Source organism: Terasakiella brassicae (assembly GCF_014641495.1).
GTDB lineage: Bacteria > Pseudomonadota > Alphaproteobacteria > Rhodospirillales > Terasakiellaceae > Terasakiella > Terasakiella brassicae.
The window spans coordinates 60,075-86,040 of the sequence record NZ_BMHV01000017.1 but is presented as its reverse complement, the minus strand read 5'-3'; the positions used below and the strand labels follow the sequence as shown (position 1 = coordinate 86,040).

Here is a 25,966-nt window from a genome sequence, read left to right as displayed (position 1 = left end):
TTCTTTGTTTGCGACATATGCACACTCCAAACTCTTAAAAAAAGAAAAAGTGAGTGTGTTAGCCGAGGAAATCTCCGCAGAAAACACACTCACCCATATATCAACTACCGTGTGATCCTAGCGAACCGGCGGAGCGTACTGCAGACCACCTTTAGACCACAACGCGTTCAAACCACGAGAGATTTGCAACGGTGTGTTCGGGCCAACGTTACGATCAAACATTTCGCCGTAGTTACCGACCTGTTTCACAGCATCAAACGCCCAGTTTGCACCCAGGCCAAGCTTCGCACCCGCATCACCGCTTGTGCCGACAAGACGTTGAACGGACGGGTTTTCACTTTTCATGGCCGCATCGATATTGGCAGAGGTCAGACCCATTTCTTCCGCATTGATTTGTGCAAACAAGGTCCATTTGACAATGTTAAACCACTGGTCATCACCTTGACGAACAACCGGGCCGAGCGGCTCTTTGGAAATAACTTCCGGCAGAACAACGGCTGTATCGGGGTTGTCCAGCTTGGAACGCAACGCGTACAACTGGGATTGGTCAGAGGTCAAAATGTCGCAACGACCCGCCGCAAACCCTTGGATGGTCTGGTCCGCCGTATCGTAAACAACCGGGCTGAATTTCATGCCGTTGAGACGGAAATAATCCGCAAGGTTCAATTCGGTTGTGGTCCCGGCCTGAATACAAACGGACGCGCCGTCCAATTCCAGCGCAGATTTCACACCCAGTTCTTTTTGAACGAGGAAGCCTTGACCGTCATAATAGTTCACGCCGGTGAAGTTCAGACCCAAAGAGGTATCCCGTGTGTGTGTCCATGTGGTGTTCCGAGACAGCATGTCAATCTCGCCGGACTGCAATGCGGTGAAACGTTCTTTCGCGGTCAGCGGAATGAACTTCGTTTTGTTGGCATCACCCAGAACAGCCGCCGCAACCGCACGGCACGTATCCACATCAAGACCTGTCCAGTTCCCTTTTTCATCAGGCAGAGAGAAGCCCGGAAGACCGGCAGAAACACCACACAGCAACTCACCGCGTGCTTTTACCGTATCAAGGGTGCTGGCCGCCATTGCTGCGGTGGCCGTAACAGCCGTAACAACAAATGCGCCCGTCAGGACAGACAAAGTTTTTTTCATAGTTAAATTCTCCTAAGAAATGAAATCCAGTTTTCTTCCAGACCAAAGATCGGCGTGTAAAACTGAACACCTCCATGTTTTGATTAAATTCGCAGTTATGTATAGCTTGTGCCATTTATTATAATGTCCGTAGAAACATCATCCCCAAACCGAACACCATTACATTCGATGTTTGTGACTGAGACTCTACGGATAACAAGCATACTAGAGCGGGCTTTGAATTTGTTTGTTTTGTCAGCAGAAAAACACTCATTTTTCAAACTTTATTCTACATTATCGAAATAATCAGAATAAAATTGCACAGACAAGTTCGCAACTGCAACAATTCCAACAAATCGCCTCTTTTTATTTTCTGTATTTTTTATAGACGAGAGTATCTGGCTCTAGAATTTTGCAAATGGTGCACTTCTTACGCTATCAAACGCACAAAGCGCATCACGTTGCACCATTTAAGAAATAAAAATTCAAACAAAAAAAGACGATACATCAAGATGCACCGCCTTATACTTTGTTAGGTCGTAATATCCAACATCGTTAGGTTTTGACTCACAAAGGATTACATTCCCCACAATAAGGCACCAGCAACTCACGCCGGATAAGATCACTATTACACCCCTTACTGATTAAAAAATGCAACTTCGTAAAGGCGGCTTCCAAGGTCAAGTCCAAGGCAGGGACAACACCGATTTGATTAAAGGTCTCCCCTGTAGCATATGCACCTTGATGCACAGCCCCTTCAATACATTGTGAGACATTCAGGACAACCAAGCCTTTGGCACGGGCCGCCGCCAAGAAATCAATGAGACCTTTATTATTGTTTGGTGGATTGCCAACCCCATAGGACAAGATGATTAAAGCCTTTAGATCTTCGCTATCCAGCATCCCTCGAAACATATGCGCATCAATACCTGGATAAAGTTGCAGCATTGCAACGGAATTTGCCTGAAATTCTTTTTGATGGAAATCCGGTGTCTTTTTTCTCAGTAAAAGTTCTGTACGAATATCAATATTGATCCCCACAGTGCCCAGCCACGGGAAATTTGGTGTATCAAACGCGTCAAATCCGGCACTTTTTAATTTACGACATCGGTTTCCGCGCATAATACGACCATTGAAATATAAACAGACTTCCGGAATGTCATAATCTGCCGCCAACATCAAACTGGTCACGACATTGGGAAAGGCATCATTTCGCAACTCAATCAATGGAATTTGCGCACCTGTGAGAATAACGGGTTTATTCAACCCCAACAAAATGAAAGAAAGTGCCGATGCGGTATAAGCCATCGTATCGGTACCATGCAGGATCACAAATCCATCATATTTGTCTTTATGGGCAATAATGGTTCCCGCAATCTTCGTCCAGTCTGTTGGATGGAGGTTTGCACTATCAATAAGATTATCAAATTCAATCAGATCATAATCCGGCAAAGGGGTTAACGTGCGCCCTTCTAATCGACGGGTTAAGAGGTCTGCAAATCCTTCGACAGGTTCATAGCCATGATCGGTCTGGCGCATGCCGATCGTGCCGCCTGTGTACACAATTAAAATGCGTGGTTTTTTCATTTAGACCTCCCTACGACAAAAACTGCGGTGTCAGCATAGATTGCGGACTGAGCAATTTATCCAATTCCTCAGCACTTAAAATCCCTTCATTCACAACAAGGGAGCGGACCGTCTCACCCGTATGCAGTGCCGTTTGGGCAATTCGGGATGCATTTGCATATCCAATATGTGGGACCAGTGCCGTAATCGTCCCAATACTTTGGTTTAGAAGATAAGCACATCGTTCCTCATCTGCCTGAATACCTTGAATACAGCGTGTTTCAAACATCAAGCAGGTTTCTTTTAACATTTTTATCGAATTTAAAATGTTAAAAATGATAACAGGCTCCATCGCATTTAATTGTAATTGCCCGGATTCTGCGGCCAAAGTAACCGCCAAATCACCGGCAATGACTTGATAAGCCGTTTGATTAACCGCTTCAGGAATAACCGGATTAACTTTACCCGGCATAATAGAAGACCCCGGCTGCATCGGCGGCAGTTTAATTTCACCAATCCCTGTACGCGGCCCACTTGACAATAATCGCAGATCGTTGGCAATTTTACTTAACTTAATCGCAAACCGTTTCAGAATGCCGGAAAAAGCAACAAACGCGCCCATATCGGAACTGGCTTCAACAAGATTTGCCGCTAACTTCATCTCTTTTCCAGAAATCGATGCCAAATGTCCAACAGCCAAATTTGCATAATCAGGATGCGTATTGATACCGGTCCCGATGGCTGTCCCTCCCAAATTAACTTCACACAGTAAGGCTGTTACTTCACGCAAACGCGATATGTCTTCTCCCAGCGTCACGCCAAACGCTTCGAATTCCTGACCCAAGGTCATGGGAACAGCATCTTGCAATTGGGTTCGTCCCATTTTCACGATCTGTTTAAATTCGGTTCCTTTTTTATAAAAGGCTGTTATCAGGCTTGAGATCGTTTCAATCAAAGGGTCAACCGCAAATTGAATCGCAAGACAGGCGGCCGTAGGATAGGCATCATTGGTCGACTGAGACCGATTGACATGATCATTGGGGTGTAGGTGTCTATAATCCCCCTTTTGAAAACCTAATTTTGCCAGCGCCAAATTTGCAATCACTTCATTGGCATTCATATTGGTTGATGTCCCGGCGCCCCCTTGAATAACATCAACAACAAACTGGTCGTGAAGATGCCCTTCACAAATATCGCGACAAGCCGCAACAATGGCATCCACTTTATCTTTATCCAACAAACATAAATCACCATTGGCTTTGGCCGCCGCCCATTTCACCATCGCCAGTGCCTTCACCAGTTCGGGAAAGTGGCTGATCGGTATTCCGGTTATGGCAAAATTATTGACGGCGCGTTGTGTTTGCACCCCGTACCAAACATCCGCAGAAATCGCCAGATCACCCAAAAGATCATGCTCTATACGTTGTCTCACAGAAAAACCTCCTTTGATTTGAAGAAACACAAAGTCCTCGCGTCTTTTCTTTCAATTTAGGACAGAAGAAAAAGGAATGACAATTTGGCACCCCGGTACAAAAAGGTGCAAAAAGACGCAAATAGTGCATCAAAGTGCGCTAGTGTGCTATATTGAGATTTTATGGGATTTTTTTATAATCCCGCCCTCATTTATTGATCGTGTCATAAGGGCCTGCTTCCATGACTGACCACTTCGCAAAGAATTTAAGATTTGCATGCGGGTATTATAAGTCTATCGCCGAGGTTTGCCGCCGCCTCAAATTAAACAGGGCCCAGTTTAATCGGTACCTGAGCGGGCGGCACAAACCATCCGCCAATGCCATGATGCGGTTATGCGATTTTTTTGGCATGGAAGAGTTTGAATTTCTCTTACCTCATGACCAATTTCAGCGTTTACTCCAAGTGAAACCCAGAACGCAAACCATTGAAAGAAGTAACTACCCGGAACTGGAACATTTGACCAAACTGCACCGCACCGGGGATTCTAACCTTGAAAAATATCTGGGATATTATTTTGAATATTATTATTCCCTGTCTTCCCCCGGCAAGATTTTGCGAACACTCATTTGCATAGAACGCCAAGAAGACGGTGTCTATTATCAACGGACCGAACGTTTTCAGGAAGCCTCAAAGCACGTTATTAGTCATGGGGTTTACAACGGTGTAGCCTTTTTTCTGACGGATCGGATTTTCCTGATCGATTACGAAGCAAGAACCGGATACGAAATCACCGAAACAATTTTATTCCCCACCTTCAGAAACAAGTTATCTCGCCTGAGCGGCCTTAAACTTGGTGTTTCTGGCAGTGGTGAACGTATGCCGTGTTGTACACGCGTTGTTTATGAATATCTTGGCCGATCCATAAACAAACATCGCGCCTTATCCCTTTGCGGTCTTTACGACCCGGCAGGAGATGAAATTGACGCCCCGCTAAAAGAGGCTCTTGTCAATAGCATTGCACCAAACGAATGGCATTTCAGGGCGCGCCATTAGAGTTTCAGGTTCACTCAGACATAAATAAAGGGGAAACCTCAGCCACGAGAAACCAGTCGGTAACTATCACCGGGGTGGCTGAGCTTTACCGCAGTTATCGTATCGGCCCCTTGCCACGTGCGTCTTTCAATCACAAACAAGGCTGCGCCGATTTGCACATTCAAAAGATCAGCCATTTGTTCATCCGCGAGTTGTGCAGAAAACACGTGTTCGGCTTCTAAAAACGGTTCTTCCTGAATAAGCCATTCATTTGGGTTAGTGTCTTCAAAGCTTTGCTGAGCCGCGCTTGGTACGCGCGTCAAGTTAATCCAGCGGTCTTCATATTGGTATGGCGTTTCATCCGCAAAATGCAAACATCTGACATGCAGTGCTTTTTCTTTTTCCTTCATAGAAAGCTTCGCACGCACGCCCTCAGGCGGAAACCTTTCCTCATTTTCCAAAAGAACGTAGCGATAAGTTGCCCCGCGTGCCTCAATTTCCTTACGCACAATAGAAATATTGATTTTTGCCGACCGACCAGATTGCAACGCAACACGTGTTCCAGCTTTGCGACGGCGCTCGACAATCCCCTCAGATGCAAGTTCACGAATGGCGCGGTTCACAGTCATACGCGAACACCCGTATTCAACAGCCAAACTTTCTTCACCGGGAATCGTCTCCCCCGGTAACCAATGACCAGCCTTAATTTTTTCCAGAAGATCATCCTTGATCATTTGGAAAGAAGATAATCGCCCCTTATTCACGTCTCGTATCTCTTTCTAAAAGGAATTGAAATCAACTCCCTAAGGTCCAATTTCAGATAAGCAGACCTATTGTGCAATAAATTCAGTTTAACGCCAATTGATTTTACAATTGACTTATTTGTATATACATATAAATATTATGTACATAACTTATGTTTCAGAGGTCAACAGATGAACGCAAAAGTTTTCATCAACGCACAAATCGCGACAATGACACCATCATCGCCCTATGGCCTTATCCCCAATGGTGCAATTGCTGTCTTGAATGGAAAGATTGATTGGGTTGGGTCATCCTCTGCCCTTCCGATGAAATACCAGATTTGGGAACAGGAAGACGTAAACCAGCGCCTGATTACTCCTGCCCTGATTGACTGTCACACACATCTTATCTATGGGGGTAATCGGGCACAGGAATTTGAAATGCGTCTTCAGGGCGCCAGTTATGAAGATATTGCGCTGGCTGGCGGCGGGGTCGTATCGACCGTCCAACAAACCCGCAATCTAAGCGAAGATCAATTGGTTCAGACCGCCCTGCCCCGTCTCGATCATTTCATTGCAGAAGGGGTAACAACCCTTGAAATAAAATCCGGTTATGGATTGACGATTGACGATGAGCTTAAAATGCTGCGTGCCGCACGACGTCTGCAAACTCTCAGACCTATTCGGATCAAAACAACTTTCTTGGGGGCGCATGCTGTACCGCAAGAATATAAAGGAAATGCAGACGCTTATCTTGATGAAATTTGCCTGCCAGCCTTGACACAAGCGGCCAAAGAAGGGCTTGTCGATGCCGTTGATGCCTTCTGCGAAACAATCGGTTTTTCTCCGGCTCAGGTCCAGCGCGTCTTTGCCTTATCTAAAGAATTAAATCTGCCCGTTAAAATTCATGCCGAACAGCTCAGTGACCAAAAAGGGGCAATTCTCGCCGCCTCTTTTCATGCCTTGTCTGCCGACCATTTGGAATATTTAAGCTTGGATGGCATTGAAGCGATGAAAGCCTCACAAACTGTTGCCGTTCTTTTGCCCGGTGCTTTTTACACATTACGCGAAACCCAACTGCCCCCGATTGACGGTTTACGTAAAAACGGGGTTCCTATGGCAATTGCCAGCGACAGCAACCCGGGGTCCTCTCCCCTGACCTCCTTATTACTCTGTTTAAATATGGCCTGCACCTTGTTTCGTATGACACCGGAAGAAGCATTAACAGGTGTAACCCGCCACGGTGCACAAGCCCTTGGTCTTTCAGACAAGATCGGCACGTTGGAAACGGGAAAGATTGCGGACCTCGCAATCTGGAACGTCGAACATCCCAACGAATTGGCCTACCGCATCGGCTACAACCCACTTATCAAACGTATCTATGGAGATGCATAAAATGTCGCTTACCCTTATGCCGGGACATGCGTCCTTAAACGAGTTGCAAAATATTTTAAAAGAACATACCCCGATTAAAGTTGATCGTTCTTTTAAAAAAGCGGTGGAAAAAAGCGCCAAGCGGATTGAAGTAGCCGCGAACGGGGACGAAGCCGTTTACGGTGTCAATACCGGCTTTGGCAAACTTGCCAGTATTAAAATTCCGGCCGAAGATACCGCAACATTACAACGAAACCTTATTTTATCTCATTGCTGTGGCGTGAGCGATCCTTTGGATGAAGGCACAGTGCGCCTTATCATGGCGTTAAAACTGCTCTCCTTGGGGCGTGGGGCATCCGGTGTTCGCTGGGAATTGATTGAACAATTGGAAAATATGTCTGAAAAAGGCGTTATTCCCCTTATTCCGGCACAAGGTTCTGTCGGGGCTTCCGGCGATCTTGCTCCCTTGGCACATATGGCAGCCGTTATGATGGGCGAAGGCGAAGCCTTCTATGACGGTGTACGCATGAGTGGCGCAGAAGCCCTTGCCAAAGCGGATCTTAGCCCCATTACCCTAGGCCCGAAAGAAGGGCTTGCCTTGATCAACGGAACACAAACATCCACTGCCTTGGCCTTGGTTGGCCTGTTTAAAGCATGGAATTGTGCGCAATCGGCTTTAGTCACAGGTGCCTTGTCGACCGATGCGGCAATGGGGTCTTCCGCCCCTTTTCACCCGGACATTCACACGTTGCGTGGACATCGCGGCCAAATTGATGCGGGAGAAACATTGCGTAATCTTATGAGTGGGTCGCAAATTCGCGATGAACATCGTGATGATGATACACGTGTACAGGACCCTTATTGCATCCGTTGCCAGCCTCAAGTCATGGGTGCGGTGCTGGATCTTCTCAGACAAGCCGCACAAACTTTAGAAATAGAAGCCAATGCCGTCACTGATAACCCCCTTACCCTAAGTGACGGCTCCATCGTGTCCGGCGGTAATTTTCATGCAGAACCGGTTGCCTTTGCCGCCGATCAAATCGCCATTGCGGTATCCGAAATCGGTGCCATTGCCCAGCGCCGCATTGCTTTGATGGTTGATCCCGCGTTGAGTTTCGGCCTACCAGCCTTTTTATCGCCCAAACCGGGATTGAATTCAGGCCTGATGATTGCAGAAGTAACCTCGGCCGCCCTAATGTCTGAAAATAAACAAATGTCGCATCCCGCATCTGTTGATTCCACGCCGACCTCTGCCAATCAGGAAGATCATGTCTCTATGGCCTGTCATGGGGCGCGTCGTCTGCTGCCCATGACAACCAATCTCGAACATATTTTAGGGATCGAAGCCATATGCGCCGCCCAAGGCGTTGAATTTCGTGCCCCCTTGGAAACAAGCCAACGTCTGAAAGCTGTTATCGAAACAATTCGCTTGCAAATTCCCGCCATTGTTGAAGATCGCTACTTGGCACCGGACCTTGAAACAGCGGCCATCTTACTTGGCAACGGAACCATGTGCACAGCAGCAGGCATGGACGTGCTGCCTCATTTAAAAATCAAATCATAAGTTATTCTGGAGATTAAGAATGTCGAACCCCCGTCATAATATCCGTGAAGTACGCGCCCCGCGCGGCCCTGAAATCAGTGCGAAATCATGGCTGACAGAAGCCCCCTTGCGCATGATGATGAACAACCTTGATCCAGATGTTGCTGAAAACCCGAACGAACTGGTTGTTTATGGCGGCATTGGTCGATGCGCCCGCACTTGGAAAGATTTCGACATAATCGCAGACGAACTGCGCAAACTCGAAAGTAACCAAACCCTTTTGGTGCAATCCGGTAAACCCGTTGGTGTCTTCACCACACATGAAGATGCGCCACGGGTCCTGATTGCAAACTCAAACCTTGTCCCCCATTGGGCGAACTGGGACCATTTCAACAAACTGGATAAAGCCGGATTGATGATGTATGGCCAAATGACCGCCGGATCATGGATTTACATCGGTTCTCAAGGCATCGTTCAGGGCACTTATGAAACATTTGTTGAAGCCGGACGCCAACATTACGGCGGCAATCTAAAGGGCAAATGGATTTTAACCGGTGGATTGGGTGGCATGGGCGGCGCACAGCCCTTGGCGGCCGTCATGGCGGGTGCCTGCTGCCTTGCGGTTGAATGTAACCCTGACAGTATCGATTTCCGCCTACGTACACGCTATGTCGATGAAAAAACAGACAGTCTTGATGACGCCCTCGCCTTAATCGAAAAATGGACTGCCGCAGGGGAAGCCAAATCCGTTGCCCTTTTGGGTAATTGCGCCGACATTTTCCCTGAGTTAGTCCGGCGTGGGATAAAACCGGACCTTGTGACGGATCAGACTTCCGCACACGACCCGATCAACGGTTACCTTCCCCAAGGCTGGACGATGTCGCAATGGTTGGAACGCCGCGAAAGTGACCCCAAACGTGTGGAACGAGAGGCCCGCGCCTCAATGAAAGTACAAGTCGAAGCAATGGTTGCTTTTTCAGAACGTGGCATTCCCACAGTGGATTATGGCAATAACATCCGCCAAATGGCTTTTGAAGAAGGCTTGGAAAACGCCTTTTCTTTCCCCGGTTTTGTTCCAGCCTATATCCGGCCTCTTTTCTGCAAAGGGATCGGTCCCTTCCGTTGGGCCGCCTTGTCCGGTGATCCAGAAGACATCCGAAAAACAGATGCGAAAGTGAAAGAGCTTTTACCGGATAACAAACATCTTCATAACTGGTTGGATATGGCCGCCGAACGCATAGAATTTCAAGGTCTGCCTGCCCGTATTTGCTGGGTTGGTCTGGGGGACCGTCATCGTCTTGGTCTCGCGTTTAACGAAATGGTTAAAAACGGCGAGCTTTCCGCCCCCGTTGTTATTGGGCGCGACCATTTAGACTCCGGTTCTGTTGCCTCGCCAAATCGCGAAACAGAAGCCATGAAAGACGGATCAGATGCCGTTTCAGACTGGCCGCTTTTAAATGCCTTACTGAATACCGCATCCGGCGCAACATGGGTAAGCCTGCATCATGGCGGCGGTGTCGGTATGGGGTTCTCTCAGCATTCGGGTGTCGTCATCTGTGCAGACGGGACAGATGAGGCCGCCAAACGACTTGAGCGCGTTTTATGGAATGACCCGGCCACCGGGGTTATGCGTCATGCCGATGCAGGATATGAAATTGCCAAAGAATGCGCACGCGAACATGAACTGAACCTGCCTGCTATTTTATAATGCATATAAAGCCCCGGCTAACATGTCGGGGCTTTACTGCGGAAAGGATATCAACCAATGAGCAAACAATTTACCTGGACCGGCAGGGTGGACCCTGAAGATGGCGAGTATGCCAAAAGATGGCACCAAATCGTCACAACATCTCCTCAGCCAGATAACTTTGCTTCCCTCATTGGTTTCCCTTGTGATTTGGGCGTAAGATGCAATAAGGGTCGACCCGGCGCAGAACAGGGGCCCGATGCAATCCGCGCGGCCTTGGCTAATATGGCATGGCATGGCATGGACGGACACATCTATGATCGACAAAACACCCCTGTTGGTCTTGACCTTGCACAGGCGCAAATCAAATTGGGCGAAGAAGTCGAACGTGCATTAAAAGAAGACACAAAAGTTGTTGTTCTCGGCGGGGGACATGAAACCGCAGTCGGCAGTTTCACCGGATTGCTCAATTATTTAAAAAAAGACACAAATGCCTCAATTGGCATCATCAATCTGGATGCGCATTTCGACTTGAGAAAACCCGGTAAAAATGGCATTTCCTCCGGTACTCCCTTTTATCAAATACATGAAATGTTGGCGCAACGCGGTCAAAAAATGAAATACCTTTGTCTTGGCATCTCTGAGATATCCAATACAAAGGCATTATTTGAACGTAGTCGGGAATGGGATGTCCAATATATGCTGGATACGGAAATTCGCCCTCACTTGTTCCATCAGGTCACAGACACAATAGATCGTTTTTTAGAAAGCTGTGATCATCTTTACTTAAGCGTCGATCTCGACGTTTTACCCCATTGGCAAATGCCTGGCGTTAGCGCCCCGGCACCTTACGGGGTCAGCCTCGAAATAATCGAAGACATCATCACTCACCTTGCAACAAAAAAGATCAAATGGTTACTTTCCGATCTTGTCGAATTTAGCCCCAAACACGACATTGATCAGCATGGCGCAAAAACCACCGCCCGCTTATGCGATAAAATTACACGAGCGATGACTGGACCTGTTCGGTAAAACTTTTGTTTGCAACTGAAATATTGGCAACCTGTCACAATATAGCATGATAACTGTGCTCCCACTTTCTTTTCAACGGTCTGAATTTTCGCATTTTTATCTTTTATCTCAACCAATGCGCTCTGAGCCTGGATAGGTTCAATATTTCTTTACCTGCGTTCTATATTTTGCTAGGAAACTAAAAAACATGTGAAAGAATCCTCAATGTCTGAAAATACAAGTCACGTTGTCGTAAAAATGGGGTCTGAACGCAATTTCGGTATTGTGTTCGCTATATTTTTTGCAATCATAGCTTTTTTGCCGACATTAAAAGGGCAGCCCGTCCTAATTTGGGCTTGCGGATTATCTATTGCCTTTTTGTTCGCTGGTTTATTCTTTCCCAAAATACTCACTATTCCCAACCGGGTCTGGTTTAAGTTTGGACTGTTACTGGGGGGTATTGTTGCTCCGGTTGTTATGACCATTCTATTTATTCTTACCGTCGTTCCCATCGGATTAATCATGCGCCTTGCTGGTAAAGATCTGCTAGGGCAAAAGATTGACAAAGCGGCCTCAAGTTATTGGCTGGAACGACCAAAGTCCGATCATTCCATGAAAAACCAGTTTTGAGGTTATTATGTCTTTCTTTTCAGAATTTCTACAATTTCTTAAAGTGAGAAAAAAGTTCTGGCTGTTGCCTATTTTTTTAATGCTTGCTGTTCTTGGTGGCTTGATCGTCTTGAGCCAAGGTTCTGCTGTTGCTCCTTTCATCTACACCTTGTTCTAAAATGACTAACATTCTAGGAATTTCAGCTTTTTACCATGATAGCGCTGCTGCTTTAATCGTGGATGGAAATATTATAGCCGCTGCACAGGAAGAACGTTTTACCCGAAAAAAACACGATGCGGGATACCCTGCTCATGCGATTGATTTTGTTCTCGCGGAAGGAAATATCGCCCCTGACGATATTGATTACGTTGTTTTCTACGACAAGCCGTTCTTAAAATTTGAGCGTTTACTGGAAACTTATGTTGCAGTGGCCCCCAAGGGCCTAAATTCATTCCGTATGTCAATGCCGGTTTGGTTACGCGAAAAATTGTTTCAGAAAGACCTTCTGATCAAACAGCTTAAGGAAAAACAGGGCTTAACGAAGATGCCGGAGTTTTTATTTTCGGAACACCACTTCAGCCATGCCGCCAGTGCTTTTTACCCCTCTCCATTTGAAAAAGCTATTGTACTTACATTGGATGGCGTTGGCGAATGGGCAACCACAACAGTTGCAATCGGCGATGGTAATAATCTGGAAATTGTCAAAGAACTCTATTTTCCGCATTCTCTTGGATTGCTCTACTCTGCATTTACTTACTATACGGGCTTTCGGGTTAATAGCGGTGAATATAAGGTCATGGGGTTAGCCCCATATGGAACCCCCAAATATAAAGACCTAATTTTGGAAAAATTGATCGACCTAAAAGAAGACGGTTCCTTTAAACTAGACCAAACATACTTTAATTATACCAGCGGCTTAACCATGACCAACCGCAAATTTGCGGAACTCTTTGGTCAACCTGCACGTCGACCTGACAAAGATCCTCTAACACAATTCCATATGGATATTGCCGCTTCAGTGCAGGCTGTTACCGAGGAAATCGTTCTGCGTATTACCCGTGGGTTAGCACGAGAGTATAACATTCCAAACTTGTGTCTTGCTGGTGGAGTTGCGCTAAATTGCGTTGCAAATGGTAAACTGTTACGCGATGGGGCCTTCCCAAATATCTGGATTCAACCCGCTGCGGGCGATGCAGGCGGTGCCATTGGCGCAGCGATGGCCGCTTGGCATCAAGAATTAGGGAATGAACGCGTAGTAGATCCATCTGATGCGATGCAAGGTTCCTATCTTGGACCTCAATATTCTCAAGACATTATAGAATCTGAGCTTTCAAAAGCCGGTGCCGTCTTCGAAGTCATGGAAGATCGCGTCCTGTTCGAACAAACAGCATCTGCCCTCGCTGAGAACAAAGCTGTTGGCTGGTTTCAAGGCCGCATGGAGTTTGGGCCACGTGCTTTGGGTGGGCGCTCTATTTTGGCGGATCCCCGTTCTGCTTCCATGCAAAAAACTCTAAATTTGAAAGTGAAATTCCGGGAAAGCTTTCGCCCCTTTGCTCCTTCTGTTCTTGCAGAAGATGTGAGTGACTGGTTTGAACAAGAAACGCCTAGCCCTTATATGCTTATTGTTGCCGATGTTCACGAAAAACGCCGCTACAAAATGACAGATGAGGAAAAGAATTTATTCGGCATTGATAAACTTAATGTGTCCCGTTCTGAAATCCCTGCGATTACGCATGTCGATTACTCTGCGCGTATTCAAACAGTGCATAAAGAAACCAATCCACGTTATCATGCCCTTATTTCAGCTTTTAAAGAAAAAACTGGATGCCCCGTAGTCGTTAACACATCTTTCAATGTACGCGGGGAACCTATTGTAAACACACCACATGACGCATTTAAATGCTTTATGGGCACTGATATTGAAGTTCTAGTGATTGGAAACTGCTTTTTACGTAAAGATCAACAGGATCCAACTTTAGCTGTTAGTTACGAGAATAAATATGAACTTGACTAACCGAACGTCCAATCTGCTGCTTCTTTTCTTCTCTATCGCCATATCGCTGGCTTTTTTAGAAGGAGCATTACAACTTCTTTATGGTACGTCCACACGTTCAGACGATTTTGTATGGTCTTGTGACAAAAATGATGCCTACATAGAAGAAAACGAGTGTTTTGGTCGTTTCGATAATTTTGCCTACACTCGGTATTACTCCAAAGCAGGTTATCGACCTTTAGAAAACTGGAAAGGTCGAGGTGTAAGAATCAATGACATCGGCATTCGCTCCGATATGACACGTCAGGAGCTCAGCTCCATAAATCTTACCTTGTTCTCCGGTGGTTCCACGGCCTTTGGTGCTGGCGTCAAACAAGCAGATATATACTCAAATTTTGTTCCAAATGCAGAAACAGCCGGTGTCGGCGGATATCTCTTTGCGAATGAATTTGATTTTATAAAAGACTATCTGACGGACACTCTGAAACCTAAAGTCTGGGTCGCCTTAAGTGGCTGGAACGATGTCTATGCTGCCTATAGAGGATTTGATTATTATACCTCACCTGATATGCTTTCCGTGCAAAGAGCACTTTATACAGCCAATATTCTCTATCGAAATGCCTACATACCCAAAGTCATTCAGGCACAGACTACAATTACGCCTGAGAAATTTTCAATTAAACTGGTATACGTTGCAGCAAAAATTGCAGAACTCTCAGGCCTAATTTCCGTCCCCAACACAACACTGCAATCTAATGATTTCTCTTATGAACAGTTCTGGTTTAGGTTCAAGAATGAAATCCTCACTGCCAAACATTTCGCTGACCTCAACCAGATAAAGTTTGTTTTCGCTCTTCAACCAAGCTTGTACGTAACGAAAAAAGAACTCAGTTCAAACGAACAGAAACTTCTGGAAACATACAATAAACTGTTTCCAAATTTAGATGTCCATTTTAAAAAGTTCTACCCCAGATTAGAAAAAGATTTATCTGACTTGTCTCAACAATATGACTTCCCGTTCATAAATACAGATTTGGCTTTGGAAGATGTAAAAGAGTCTGCCTTTGTCGATCATGTGCATTTCGGCTCAATAGGCAACAAGGCGCTTGGCCTTTTTCTCAAGAAGCAACTTCTTGATCCCGTCCCTATAAAGTAGAGAGTACTAGGGCCTATATGGAAACTGCCAACGCATGCATCGATACCGGTTTCAGCCAGACGCTCTGTGTATTTGATAGACAGATACTGCGGGTTGACCGCATTTTCTAAGAAGCTATACTAACGCCGATGTCTTGCGTCCCCCATCCCCAGTTGCGGGTTGACCGCATTTTCTAAGAAGCTATACTTGCGCCGCTTGGTTGCCCTGCGATCCAAAGGTTGCGGGTTGACCGCATTTTCTAAGAAGCTACACTGCGATACGCTGTCATAATCCCGTCACGCAAGTTGCGGGTTGACCGCATTTTCTAAGAAGCTACACTCACAGCCGTGTGCGGTGCAGGGTTTCATGGTTGCGGGTTGACCGCATTTTCTAAGAAGCTACACTACGACAGAGCCAATGGATATTTACCCTTTAGTTGCGGGTTGACCGCATTTTCTAAGAAGCTACACTACTCGAACCCAGAACATCCCCCTTATCTAGGTTGCGGGTTGACCGCATTTTCTAAGAAGCTACACTCATTGAGCCGAACGCCTTTTTGCACCAAAAGTTGCGGGTTGACCGCATTTTCTAAGAAGCTACACTAGATAAAGGCCAGTTCATTGTTTTTAAATAATAAACTGGCCTTTTCATTTTCTAAAAATAGAAAAACACCATTAAAACAAAAGCAATTGTTCCGGATTTTTTGACGATTCCGACTTGCGGCTTCTGAAGGTTTGAATATTTTCATATTGTTTATCCGTAATCGCCAGTATTTGAACAGTGCCATATTTCGGCAAATTGCGTTCGATCCTTTTTCGTAAAGATTCGACCGCTTCCTTGCCCGACAACAATCGATAGTATATCGAAAATTGGCCCATGGCGAAACCTTCATCCAACAAATAATCCCTAAATCTGGTTGCTGCTTTTCGGTCTTTCTTTTCAACAACCGGAAGATCAAACATCACAATTACCCACATCAGCCGATACCCGCTTACCCATGTTTCCTGTTCAACGATCATACCCCTACCCCATAAACAAACTGCCTGACTGTCGTAATGGGGGCAATTGAAGGCTTGCCTCTTTATCCGTCAAACACACCACTACAGAACGTGCCAGTTGATGCAGGCAATTCACCAAGGGAGAAGCGCCCTTTTCGGTCAGTAAATCCAATTGCAAGAGGCTGACGAGCGCGCGTTTATATTCCGGTGTTAATTCTTCAATCTCGTGGGCGATTTTCGCAACCTTGCCATCCACGATGGGGCGAAACGGTTCCATCAAATCATCAACCAGGGCAAAAGCGTTGACCTGACTTTTATGATGTAGTCCCAAGGCTGGATGTAAACCAGCGGCAACAACCGCCCGCGCGGTTGCAGCGCGCAAGATGGTATAGCCGTAATTGAGAAAGGCATTCGGTCCATCCAATGTCCGGTCACGGCGAAAATCCTTGCCCATCAAAGCGGGCCAATAATGACGTTCCGCTTGGGCTTCAATATTATCCGGATCACCGGAACGTACGCGTTTCATCAGGGTGCGGAGTTCCTGAACTTTATCCGGGTTTACTCCGGCACATTCCAGAATATATTTCTGATTTTCAATTTTACTGCGCACAAGATGTTGCCAAAGCCTTTTTCGTCGCGCTTCTGAGAGGGCAATTTGGTCACGCAAAATCCCGGCATGACCATAATGGGCCTCCAGCGGCAAAGTAAGGCCCAAGGGATGCCAGTTTTTACCCGTTGTCACGATAATCACTTTGCGTTCCAACAAGGCCGTCATAATATTTTTGGACAAGCTAATTTGATGGGCGGACAGGACAAGGGCCGTGATATCATCCAGCGGCACACGCCCCAATTCATTTGTATTTTCGCTGACCTTTAAAAACCCGCGAAAGAGCGACAAATGCCGGCCATCCTCGGCAATTTCAACCACACCACCAATCATGGGTTTCTCCTTTTATTCAGGTAACGTCCGTCAGGGGAAATAAAGACCTGACGCAAACCTCTATCCCCCAATGAGTTGATAGAGAAATATTGTCGGGGTGCATCAGCCAGATTATGCGGTTTCAAATCCAACCTGTTGTTTGTTGTACTGAACCCAGCCACGCGCATAATATGTTCCTGTCCATCCTCCTGATATGACACCGTATCGTCTTTGAAGATACGCATGACAAAGCGGGCCGCCGGATGTGGTTTTTGTGCATTTTTATCGGGTAGATCGGGGCCGAATTTGGCGCATTCAGCATAATTCCAGAACACCCCTTGCCATGTTTCTTCGCCTTTTTTCCACTTACCTTTTTTGCCTTTTGGTAATGCCCAGATATCACAACAAACATAACTGTCTGGTGCGTAGGCTTTGTGTGGGGCGCTTTGGATGGCAATCGCCGACTGGTTTTTAACCAGAATGCGCAAGCGATGAATATTATGTGCCTTGCCAAACGCGCTTAAATATTCCGGCAATTTCTTGGCTTGATCCGTTTTGGGTAAACCATACCAACCGAGATCATAAAGGTGCTCTTTGATATTGGCCTGTATCAACGGGTCACGAATGGCATCCAGTTCCTTGGGGCTAAGGGAAGCAATCGGTTTGCGCGTCACAAGATTGTAACCATCGCCATGCTGGCTTTGCGGCAACACACCATATGATGTTTCGTTAAAATAACGCCCCAGAATGCCGTGATCCTGCTTGTAGGAAATCAGGATGTTATCAAGCTTTTCCCTGAAGTCCTGTCGCAACTGGCTGGGGAGTTCAGGTATTTCCATATGAATACGATCATCAGCACCGCGTGCGCTTAGGCGGGAGACACGCTGCAACACAGAGCGGTCACTGAGCGCAACCACAAAGGAATCAATCGCATGATGGCGATGATCATCCCGGCTTTTTCGTCCGTCTTCACCCAGGTTTAAGTGCCATTTCCCCCGTAACATCGCCGTCAATCGCCCTGGTGCCGGCACCACATGGTCAGTGAGGCAGTTTAAATATTTGCGCGCCGACCGGGCAATATAGGCGTTGTCTGTCATTTGACGCGCAATAAAATCGTTCTCGCCTTCCCATTTTTCCATTGCATCCGCAGCAAAACGCCACCGTTTGTTTTTGGGAAGACGCGAGGCTCTGTCCAGTATGCCTTCCCAGTCAAAATCAGGATGGCGATTGTCGCCGAAAGCCTCAAACGGGGAATTATTGCCCTTGACCCGGTTTGCCCCTTTGAACGCCAATGTCAGGTTGGCCATTGTATCGTCCAATGTGCGCGAGAAAGGCAGAATATGTTCGATTTCCACCTCGCCATTCACCAGATGATGTCCCGCAATATTTTGCCCTGTAAAGACGCAGCGCCGGGCCATAATATCTGTGCTTAATTCCTCCCACAATTTGACTTTTTTCAAATCACGCGCTGTGGCCTCGCGTCCCTTGGAAATCTCCTGCCATAGTTCCGCCAGCTTTTCATTGCGTTTGGTATTTTTTGCAATCTCTTTATTTATTTCATTACGTTGCTTGGGACCAAGTTTAAGATCGCGCGACAGTTCCACATGAATTTCAGTCGGAGCTTCGCCAAAACGATCAATCAAACTGTTGACCAGCACACGTAACTGATTAAGGGCCACATGCACCGTTGGATTGGCAATACGCCCGAAATGTCCTTCGGGGTCGACTTGCGGATCTTTGCTTGCATCTTCCCCCATAACGGATTGACTTAGAATTTCACCGTAATAAGGCAGTTTTTCTCTTTTTTCGACGCTCGCTGATGCACTATGGTGCAAGGGATTGCCTGTTTCATCACAAAGCTGCGTGACGGCATCATAATATTCCAGCCCCTGATCTCGCATAATCGGCAATAGTTCTTCCATGACTTGACGCGAAAGGTTAACCGTCATGCTCCCAATGGGCAGTGCGGCAAAAGCTTCGGCCTGTTCCTGCGTGATTTTATGCTTGCGTATCAGGTGCGGAACTAACTTGTCATCCTCCAGCGTGCCGTGCAGATCCTCAAAAATATCATCAAGGGTCTGAGGTGAAATCGTTTCCCAAAGGTCTTGAAGCCGCTCATCCGCTTTCATCCAGATCGCGATTTTATGACCGTCCAGTTTCTTGCGCTGTTCACTTTCCAGATTAAAACGGTAATCCCGGTGGAAAAGAGACTTACCATCCACGCCTTTTAATTGACGAATACCGCCCCATGTCACCGTTTTTTGCGTGAGCAGGGTTTGAATAATCGCATCACGTTGTTCCGGCGTTAAAGGGTGGCCTTGCAGTTTTTCATCAATCCAGCGCAAATTCCCCACATCCTGATAAAGGCGAAACCATTGTGCGATGGGCGTATCACGATGGGCGCGACGAAATTCAGGGCGCAAAGTGCAACGCCCCTTCTCCACCGGACGTAGAGGGTGCTGGAAAAGAATACAATTATCGCGCAAACGGTCCCATTCTTCTTCACTCAATTGATGATGGGGAAGCTGTGTATCTTTTAAGGCATTAAATTCTTCCGCATACATGGCACGATCAGGGAACCAGTCCGTTCCCTCTTTAAAACGCACGGGTTCACCCGCTTGCAATCTCTGCCATAAAAACTGCCCAAGAGTCTTATTACCCAAAGCCTCGCGCAAAGTGCTGATTTGCTGGGCACGTGCCGTTTCTTCCTTGGCTTCGTTACTCTCTTTGCGGTTTGACTTAAAGCCACGGCGCAATCCCAATTGAAAAAGCGCACGTCCCAACTCAAAAGGCGATAAGGGACGTTCCAAACCTTCTGCGCGAAGTTGATATGGATTTAAGTTCTCCATTTCACGGCGTTCTGCCTTGTCAGTCGGCATCAACCCCAAATCAATAAGATAGCGCATCATGTAAGCCATGCGATTTTTACCGCGATCACGACTGCGCCGCATACCGCGCCCCATGCGCCGTGCAACCGCCAAACTATCCCCGACACGTCCCCCCTTTGCCGGTTCACGACTATCGGGAAAGATGCGCACACCCATGTCTAAAAGTGAGAAACGTTCCAGTCCTTCTTTTGACGGATCAATTGTCAATGCTGTCCAGCCAATAGAATTCGTTCCTAAATCAAGTCCCAAACGATACCCCATATCACCCTCTTTTTGTTTACAAATTACACCCTATGCAATTTAAAGATAAAAAAGAGTGTTGACAATGCCATAAAATACAGGGAATATGAGGCCAGCTTTTTAGAAAATGCGGTCATCCCGTTAACAAGGATGATTCCAAAAAATTTAAAGGTAGGCTTCGGCCTACCTTTTTTGATTTTACAAACGAGATATTTTTAAAAGTATCATCCAAGATTATCCGTCCTGGTCGATATGATGGCAGCAACTTTATCCATCCTGAAATCTGACAACCCCTGCCTAACCGTTTTGAGCAATCTTTATATACATCTCACGAAGCTGTTGGGTGATACGGCCCGGTTTGCCATTTGCGATATCTTGTCCGTCAATTTTAACGACAGGCATGACAAAGGCAGAAGCCGATGTAAAGAAAGCTTCCTGCGCATTCTGTACTTCTGCAGGTGTAAAGGGACGTTCTTCAATTTTCAGATTGGCTTTCTTCGCAATTGTCAACACGGCCTTGCGGGTAATTCCGTGCAAGATATCATTGCTTAACTGGCGGGTGACAATGATGCCGTCTTTCGTCACGATATAGGCATTGTTCGATGTGCCCTCGGTAATAAAACCGTTATCGTCCATCAACCATGCATCATTTGCCCCTTTCGCCTTGGCTTCCATCTTCGCCATACAGGGATAAAGCAAACCGACTGTTTTGATGTCGCGCCGTCCCCAACGTAAATCCGGCAGGGTCACAACGGAAATGCCGTTATCGGCGGTTGGATCGTTCAACAAAGGTTTGGATTGTGTGAACATGACCAGAGTTGGCTTGACATTTTTGGGATAAGCAAAATCACGATCCGCCGCCCCACGTGTTACTTGCAAATAGACAAGCCCTTCAACAACGTGATTGTCTTGGATCAGCTTTATCTGCGCGGCTTCAATTTCTTCATCACTGCACGGTGCTGCCATATCCAATTCATTTAACGAGCGGTGCAACCGGACCATATGCCCTGCGTTATCGACTAGTTTACCATCCAGTACGGAAGAAACTTCATACACCCCATCCGCAAACAAAAATCCGCGATCAAAAACGGAGATTTTCGCGTCTTCTTCCGGTACGAATGCGCCATTCACATAAACAATACGGCTCATTTAACTATCCCTTGTTCATTATCCCCAAAGTGCAGGCTTTGGCGGAAACATTGTTCCATTTTTAAATTGAATTGCGTTTTCATGATCTTCTGCCAACAAAAGGGGACCATCCAGATCAACGACCTTTGCCCCTTGGGCCACAACCATTGCCGGGGCCATTGCCAAGGACGTCGCCAGCATGCAGCCGACCATAATGCCAAGCCCTTCTTTTTCTGCGGCTTGTTTAAGTGAAAGTGCTTCTGTCAACCCACCGGTTTTGTCCAGTTTAATGTTAATCATGTCGTACTTCCCCTTAATATCATCAAGGGAAGCAAGGCCGTGACACGATTCATCGGCACATACAGGTACAGGACGTTCAATTTCTGCCAAAATCGCATCATCCCCAGCAGGCAACGGCTGTTCAATCATTTCAACACCCAGCGCTACCAACCTTGGCGCAAGCTCTGTATAGATATCGGCCGACCATCCTTCGTTGGCATCCACGATAATACGGGCATTAGGCGCACCGTTTCGCACAGCGATGACACGATCCAAATCACCGGGACCTGCCAGTTTGAGTTTTAACAAAGGCAGATGCGCAACCTCTTTGGCCTTTTGCCCCATGTTCTCAGCCGTATCCAACGACAATGTATAAGCTGTCGTAAGGTTATGAAACGAAGAAAAACCCGCCAAGTCCCAGACCCGTTTGCCTGCTTTCTTGGCTTCCAAATCCCAGAAGGCGCAGTCAAGGGCATTGCGTGCCGCTCCACCCGGAAGGCGTGATTGCAAGTCCATGCGGGTCAAACCATTTGCAATGTCATTTTTCAAACCGTTAATCAGGTCTGTGACGCTTTCAATACTTTCGTTATAGCGCGCATAGGGAACGCATTCACCACGTCCGATATACTCACCTTCATGAATTTCAGCGACAACAACATCAGCGGTGGTTTTTGACCCGCGTGAGATGGTGAAACTACCGGCAATGGGCCAGGATTTATGACTGACCTTAAGTGAAACCGTCATTGCAGCACATCCACGATCCGCCCAACACCGTTTCGAACAGGGTCAACACACGGCAAACCAAATTTTTCTTCGGTTTCGCGCATAAATTTCTCGGCATCTTCATCAGAAAGGTTGGATGTATTGACACAGATGCCAACGAATTTAGCCTCTTTATTAGTCAACTGTGCCATGTGCAAGGCCAGATCCATGACGGCTTGCATCGATGGGATCGGATATTCGGGCAATCCACGCATATGTGTACGGGTCGGTTCATGGCAAAGGATGAGCGCATCGGCCTGTGCGCCATGAATAAGGCCTGCCGTTACCCCCGCAAATGAGGCGTGATACAGGGAACCTTGACCTTCAATCAAATCCCAATGATCGCTATCATTATCCGGAGAAATGGTTTCAACCGACCCTGAAATAAAATCTGCCGCAACCGCATCAATGGAAACACCAGATCCTGTAATTAGAATACCGGTTTGCCCGGTTGCGCGAAAATCAGCTTTCATGCCGCGTGCCCGCATTTCTTTTTCAAGGGCAAGGGCCGTGTACATTTTACCGCAAGAACAATCTGTGCCAACGGGCAACAGGCGTTTACCTGTACGGTTTTTGCCCGAAGCAACCGGGTAAATTTCTGTTGGATGGCGCACATCAAAAAGCTGACGTCCCAAACGATCGGCAATGGCAACCAGTTCCGGTATATCCGCCAGTTTGTTATGTAAACCGGCGGCCAAATCCAGCCCATTTTCAAGGGCATCAATCAGAACACGGATCCAGGCGTCTGAAATCACGCCACCGCGATTGGCAACACCGATCACCATTGTCTTACAACCGGCTTTGACGGCTTCTTCAATCGTCATATCCTCAAGGCCAAGATCGGCTTTACATCCCTCCAGACGGAATTGAGCCATCGCGTTTTCAGGTCGCCAATCCTTGATACCTTGGGCAACTTTGGCAGCAAGCGGATCGGCGGCATCACCGAGGAACAGCAAATAAGGGCGTTTGATCTCCATGCGTCATACTCTTTTCATTGGCACCAGATAAAAGACAAATGGTGGCTGGAAGGTTGAATTCAAATATGTTTTTAGTTTGCACGAATATGCGTGGTAATGTACCCATAGTTTGTAACTCAATTGGGTTTTTGGGATCATATCAGGCACAGGAATGAGCAAATTACCAATCGAATTGGACAAAATAGATCGACAGTTGTTGAATTTATTGCAGAAAGACAATCAGCTTTCCGCCGTGGTCCTAGCAGAAAAGGTCGGGTCGTCACGTTCCTCCGTTCAACGTCGTATCAAACGATTGCGCAATGAAGGGGTGATTGCGGCCGATATTTCTATTCTGTCCCCTAAAATCGTCGCGGATAAAATTCTGACCATTGTTGAAGTCAAGCTGGAAAGCGTACGCAGTGACCTGTTGAACGAGTTTCGCCAAACCATGTTAAAACTGGATCAGGTCCAGCAGTGCTATTTCATATCAGGTAAGGTCGATTTTATCGTCATGCTATCAACAGATACCTTGCAGGAATACGAGGCCTTCGCCCGGCAATATTTCGCAGATGCCCCCAATGTCAAACGTTACCAATCCAATATCGTATCGGATCGTGTAAAAGTCGGCTTGCATGTCCCTTTGAAGCTCAGCCAAAGCTAGACCACTATGTTGAGATCGTTGATTAAGTGGACAGACCAGCCCCACAAAACGGAATTGCTGGCCGGAATGTCCACTCTGTTGTTTTGCGACCTGTCTGTTTCCTGTTTTTGTTTTTTTATAAAATGTCATTCTATCCGCAAGAATAACATACCTTGTTATTGCAGCGTTTTGTCAGACAGAACCAAACATGGTCTGAATAGTTTTATGTCCCAAAATCTGGTGTAACATACCTGCGCCAACATGAATGCCCAGATAAGTCCACATCAAGGGGCCAAAGGCCTCATGGATTTCCTTTACATCATGCAACCAGCCGGTCATTTTTTGGTTTGGGTCGGCGTATACCAGAATAAGGGTTCCCGTAATGGCCAGAGCAGTCGCAATAACAAGCCCCAATCCCTGAATGGAACCGGCCAAAGGCGATGGTTCATCCGTTGATGGCAGTTTAAGGCGGAACAAATAGGTTATATGCGTGAGGATATCGTCCTTTAAAGCCGAAAGACGTTTTTTTGAAAACCACGGAAACAGGTGGCCGAGTGATATGGGTCCCTGTCGAACAAAAGTCCAACCCCAGTTCAAAATCAATACACCAAGCAGGAAGGCTCCCAGATATTCGTGGGCATTATAAAAAATGTTGGCCTCTCTGCCGGGTTTGGGGTGGACCATCATCAGCGTCAGCATCATTTGTGTTGTGATCCCAAAGGCAATCAGCATATGGAAAAGTCGGGTCAGTCGATCATATTGCATTGTAAAATTCTCCGGTCAGAATGTTGGGATCAGGTTGCAAGCTCCCTTACAACCTGATCATTTGATACTTAGCGAAAAAAAGTGTTCCACTGCGACAGAACCTGACCGGTCTGGGCATCAAGGATAATCTCCTGTTTTTGACCATTTTGATCTCTGATTTCCACCTCGTAACGGCCTTTCTCAAGTCCGATTTCCTCGATAGTGGTATAACCTTGTTCGCCAAGAATATTTAAGGCCTGATCCAGCGAGATGTGCGCGGGTATGCCTGCATATTGTGTTTTGTTTTTCTTGTGTTTCTTTTCCAGAACTTTAACGACTTGTGTTTCCGGGACGATGGCAAGCTTGATACGGTCACCATTTGCGTTGCGAACCTTGGCTTTGATAAAACCGTATTCGCTTTCAATTTCGTAAATGTCGCCGTATCCTTGTTTTTGAACGAGTTCAATGACCGTTTTGAAAGATGTCAGAGTATCGCTTTTATAGGTTGGCACATTCTCGGATGAATAAGCCTGAGTGCTCAGGGCGGCCAAAGCGAGAGCGGCGATCATGGAATTGCGGATCATCGGTTTCATGGTGTGTTTCCTTCATATGTTAGGGCAAATCCCGAGCAATCTGTTTTAGATTGCGATGATGCATTTGCGTAAAATCAATAACTTAGGGCATGACACATGAGTCAAATTAAAAGGGACATGCTCTAAATGTCGATGAACAACACTCTAACGGATCATACCTTGTCGCAGACTGAAGGGTGTTTTAAGCTGGCGTTAAGGTTCGAAACTGTATGTTGAACGGAACTTTTCACCCTTAATTGCGAAGTTGAGAAGACGATGAAATTTTTACTTTATCCGCTTGGCATACTGGCGGTTTTTTCAATCTTTTGCGTTGCACAGGCAGACGATGACAGACAGACGGCAATCGAATTGTTAAAATCCGGACAGATCGTTTCTGTCGAGGTTTTACTAAAAAAAGTACAATCCGAGTTTCCCGGACATATCCTTAAAATCAAACTGGATGACGAAGATGATGCACCATCGGGATGGGTTTATGAAACCAAGCTTTTGCGCGAAGACGGTGTTGTGATGGAAATAGAATATGACGCAAAATCCCTTGAGATTGTAAAAGTCGAAAAGGGAAAACAAAAAAAAGATCATCGCAAATAATTTGT

23 protein-coding genes, 1 pseudogene and 1 CRISPR repeat array are annotated in these 25,966 nt (G+C 46.5%); of the genes and pseudogenes, 12 read left to right on the top strand and 12 right to left on the bottom strand.

Annotated elements, in window-relative coordinates; translation table 11 throughout:
• Positions 1–117 precede the first annotated feature (117 nt).
• The 3 genes from IEW74_RS12300 to IEW74_RS12290 all read right to left on the bottom strand — a co-directional run bounded on the left by IEW74_RS12300 (position 118) and on the right by IEW74_RS12290 (position 4,117).
• A complete protein-coding gene (locus IEW74_RS12300) occupies positions 118–1,140 on the bottom strand; it encodes an amino acid ABC transporter substrate-binding protein (RefSeq protein ID WP_188665533.1) in 1,023 nt (340 codons plus the stop codon).
• A 546-nt stretch (positions 1,141–1,686) separates the two neighbouring features.
• Positions 1,687–2,706, bottom strand: coding sequence for an asparaginase domain-containing protein (locus IEW74_RS12295; RefSeq protein ID WP_188665531.1), 1,020 nt, complete (start codon positions 2,704–2,706; stop codon positions 1,687–1,689).
• 10 nt (positions 2,707–2,716) lie between these two features.
• Entirely contained in the window at positions 2,717–4,117 is a 1,401-nt protein-coding gene (locus IEW74_RS12290; protein ID WP_188665529.1) for an aspartate ammonia-lyase, read from the bottom strand.
• Between the two features lie 221 nt (positions 4,118–4,338).
• Between IEW74_RS12290 and IEW74_RS17645 the strand changes: the two are divergent.
• Positions 4,339–4,500, top strand: a pseudogene (locus tag IEW74_RS17645) (helix-turn-helix domain-containing protein); the annotation flags it as partial.
• Positions 4,501–4,560: 60 nt separating this feature from the next.
• A complete protein-coding gene (locus tag IEW74_RS12285) occupies positions 4,561–5,151 on the top strand; it encodes a hypothetical protein (protein ID WP_229734343.1) in 591 nt (196 codons plus the stop codon).
• A 38-nt stretch (positions 5,152–5,189) separates the two neighbouring features.
• On the opposite strand, the gene hutC is transcribed toward IEW74_RS12285, so the two are convergent.
• A complete protein-coding gene (hutC, locus tag IEW74_RS12280; RefSeq protein WP_229734342.1) occupies positions 5,190–5,894 on the bottom strand; it encodes a histidine utilization transcriptional repressor HutC in 705 nt (234 codons plus the stop codon).
• A gap of 171 nt (positions 5,895–6,065) precedes the next feature.
• On the opposite strand from hutC, the gene hutI reads away from it, so the two are divergent.
• The 8 genes from hutI to IEW74_RS12245 all read left to right on the top strand — a co-directional run bounded on the left by hutI (position 6,066) and on the right by IEW74_RS12245 (position 15,247).
• Complete coding sequence (gene hutI / locus IEW74_RS12275) at positions 6,066–7,268, top strand: imidazolonepropionase (RefSeq protein WP_188665523.1); 1,203 nt, start codon at positions 6,066–6,068, stop codon at positions 7,266–7,268.
• Between the two features lies 1 nt (position 7,269).
• Complete coding sequence (gene hutH / locus IEW74_RS12270; protein ID WP_229734341.1) at positions 7,270–8,811, top strand: histidine ammonia-lyase; 1,542 nt, start codon at positions 7,270–7,272, stop codon at positions 8,809–8,811.
• A 19-nt stretch (positions 8,812–8,830) separates the two neighbouring features.
• Positions 8,831–10,498, top strand: a complete 1,668-nt coding sequence (gene hutU, locus IEW74_RS12265; RefSeq protein ID WP_188665520.1) for a urocanate hydratase — start codon at positions 8,831–8,833, stop codon at positions 10,496–10,498.
• 57 nt (positions 10,499–10,555) lie between these two features.
• A complete protein-coding gene (hutG, locus tag IEW74_RS12260) occupies positions 10,556–11,509 on the top strand; it encodes a formimidoylglutamase (RefSeq protein WP_188665518.1) in 954 nt (317 codons plus the stop codon).
• A gap of 204 nt (positions 11,510–11,713) precedes the next feature.
• Positions 11,714–12,118 (top strand): SxtJ family membrane protein, encoded by a 405-nt coding sequence (locus IEW74_RS12255; RefSeq protein WP_188665515.1) that lies wholly within the window; start codon positions 11,714–11,716, stop codon positions 12,116–12,118.
• A gap of 7 nt (positions 12,119–12,125) precedes the next feature.
• On the top strand, positions 12,126–12,275 hold the full coding sequence (locus IEW74_RS17360; protein ID WP_229734340.1) for a DUF5989 family protein: 150 nt from the start codon (positions 12,126–12,128) through the stop codon (positions 12,273–12,275).
• Position 12,276: 1 nt separating this feature from the next.
• The gene (locus tag IEW74_RS12250) at positions 12,277–14,112 is read left to right on the top strand and encodes a carbamoyltransferase family protein (protein WP_188665512.1); all 1,836 of its coding nucleotides are present in this window, start codon (positions 12,277–12,279) and stop codon (positions 14,110–14,112) included.
• A complete protein-coding gene (locus tag IEW74_RS12245; RefSeq protein WP_188665510.1) occupies positions 14,099–15,247 on the top strand; it encodes a hypothetical protein in 1,149 nt (382 codons plus the stop codon). The genes IEW74_RS12250 and IEW74_RS12245 overlap by 14 nt, the downstream gene beginning before the upstream one ends.
• Positions 15,248–15,332: 85 nt before the next feature.
• A CRISPR array of direct repeats spans positions 15,333–15,829; the repeat unit is 36 nt; unit sequence GTTGCGGGTTGACCGCATTTTCTAAGAAGCTACACT.
• 71 nt (positions 15,830–15,900) lie between these two features.
• Here the strand turns inward: IEW74_RS12245 and cas2 are convergent.
• The 6 genes from cas2 to dgcN all read right to left on the bottom strand — a co-directional run bounded on the left by cas2 (position 15,901) and on the right by dgcN (position 23,417).
• Complete coding sequence (gene cas2 / locus IEW74_RS12240) at positions 15,901–16,245, bottom strand: CRISPR-associated endonuclease Cas2 (RefSeq protein ID WP_229734339.1); 345 nt, start codon at positions 16,243–16,245, stop codon at positions 15,901–15,903.
• 4 nt (positions 16,246–16,249) lie between these two features.
• The gene (cas1, locus tag IEW74_RS12235; RefSeq protein ID WP_188665508.1) at positions 16,250–17,164 is read right to left on the bottom strand and encodes a type II CRISPR-associated endonuclease Cas1; all 915 of its coding nucleotides are present in this window, start codon (positions 17,162–17,164) and stop codon (positions 16,250–16,252) included.
• Positions 17,161–20,292 carry a type II CRISPR RNA-guided endonuclease Cas9 gene (gene cas9, locus IEW74_RS12230; protein ID WP_188665505.1) on the bottom strand — a complete coding sequence of 1,044 codons (3,132 nt, stop codon included), beginning with the start codon at positions 20,290–20,292 and terminating at the stop codon, positions 17,161–17,163. The genes cas1 and cas9 overlap by 4 nt, the downstream gene beginning before the upstream one ends.
• Positions 20,293–20,568: 276 nt before the next feature.
• Positions 20,569–21,420, bottom strand: coding sequence for a D-amino-acid transaminase (locus tag IEW74_RS12225; protein ID WP_188665502.1), 852 nt, complete (start codon positions 21,418–21,420; stop codon positions 20,569–20,571).
• Positions 21,421–21,438: 18 nt separating this feature from the next.
• Positions 21,439–22,422, bottom strand: coding sequence for an N-acetyl-D-Glu racemase DgcA (gene dgcA / locus IEW74_RS12220; protein WP_188665499.1), 984 nt, complete (start codon positions 22,420–22,422; stop codon positions 21,439–21,441).
• Positions 22,419–23,417, bottom strand: a complete 999-nt coding sequence (dgcN, locus tag IEW74_RS12215) for an N-acetyltransferase DgcN (RefSeq protein ID WP_188665496.1) — start codon at positions 23,415–23,417, stop codon at positions 22,419–22,421. The genes dgcA and dgcN overlap by 4 nt, the downstream gene beginning before the upstream one ends.
• A gap of 151 nt (positions 23,418–23,568) precedes the next feature.
• On the opposite strand from dgcN, the gene IEW74_RS12210 reads away from it, so the two are divergent.
• Positions 23,569–24,057: an Lrp/AsnC family transcriptional regulator gene (locus IEW74_RS12210; protein WP_188665493.1), complete on the top strand. Its 489-nt coding sequence runs from the start codon at positions 23,569–23,571 to the stop codon at positions 24,055–24,057.
• Between the two features lie 171 nt (positions 24,058–24,228).
• Here IEW74_RS12210 and IEW74_RS12205 read toward each other — a convergent pair whose 3' ends face one another.
• On the bottom strand, positions 24,229–24,801 hold the full coding sequence (locus IEW74_RS12205; RefSeq protein WP_188665489.1) for a cytochrome b/b6 domain-containing protein: 573 nt from the start codon (positions 24,799–24,801) through the stop codon (positions 24,229–24,231).
• Between the two features lie 68 nt (positions 24,802–24,869).
• Complete coding sequence (locus tag IEW74_RS12200) at positions 24,870–25,373, bottom strand: PepSY domain-containing protein (RefSeq protein WP_188665486.1); 504 nt, start codon at positions 25,371–25,373, stop codon at positions 24,870–24,872.
• Between the two features lie 255 nt (positions 25,374–25,628).
• Between IEW74_RS12200 and IEW74_RS12195 the strand changes: the two genes are divergently transcribed.
• On the top strand, positions 25,629–25,961 hold the full coding sequence (locus tag IEW74_RS12195; protein WP_188665483.1) for a PepSY domain-containing protein: 333 nt from the start codon (positions 25,629–25,631) through the stop codon (positions 25,959–25,961).
• Positions 25,962–25,966: the final 5 nt, after the last annotated feature.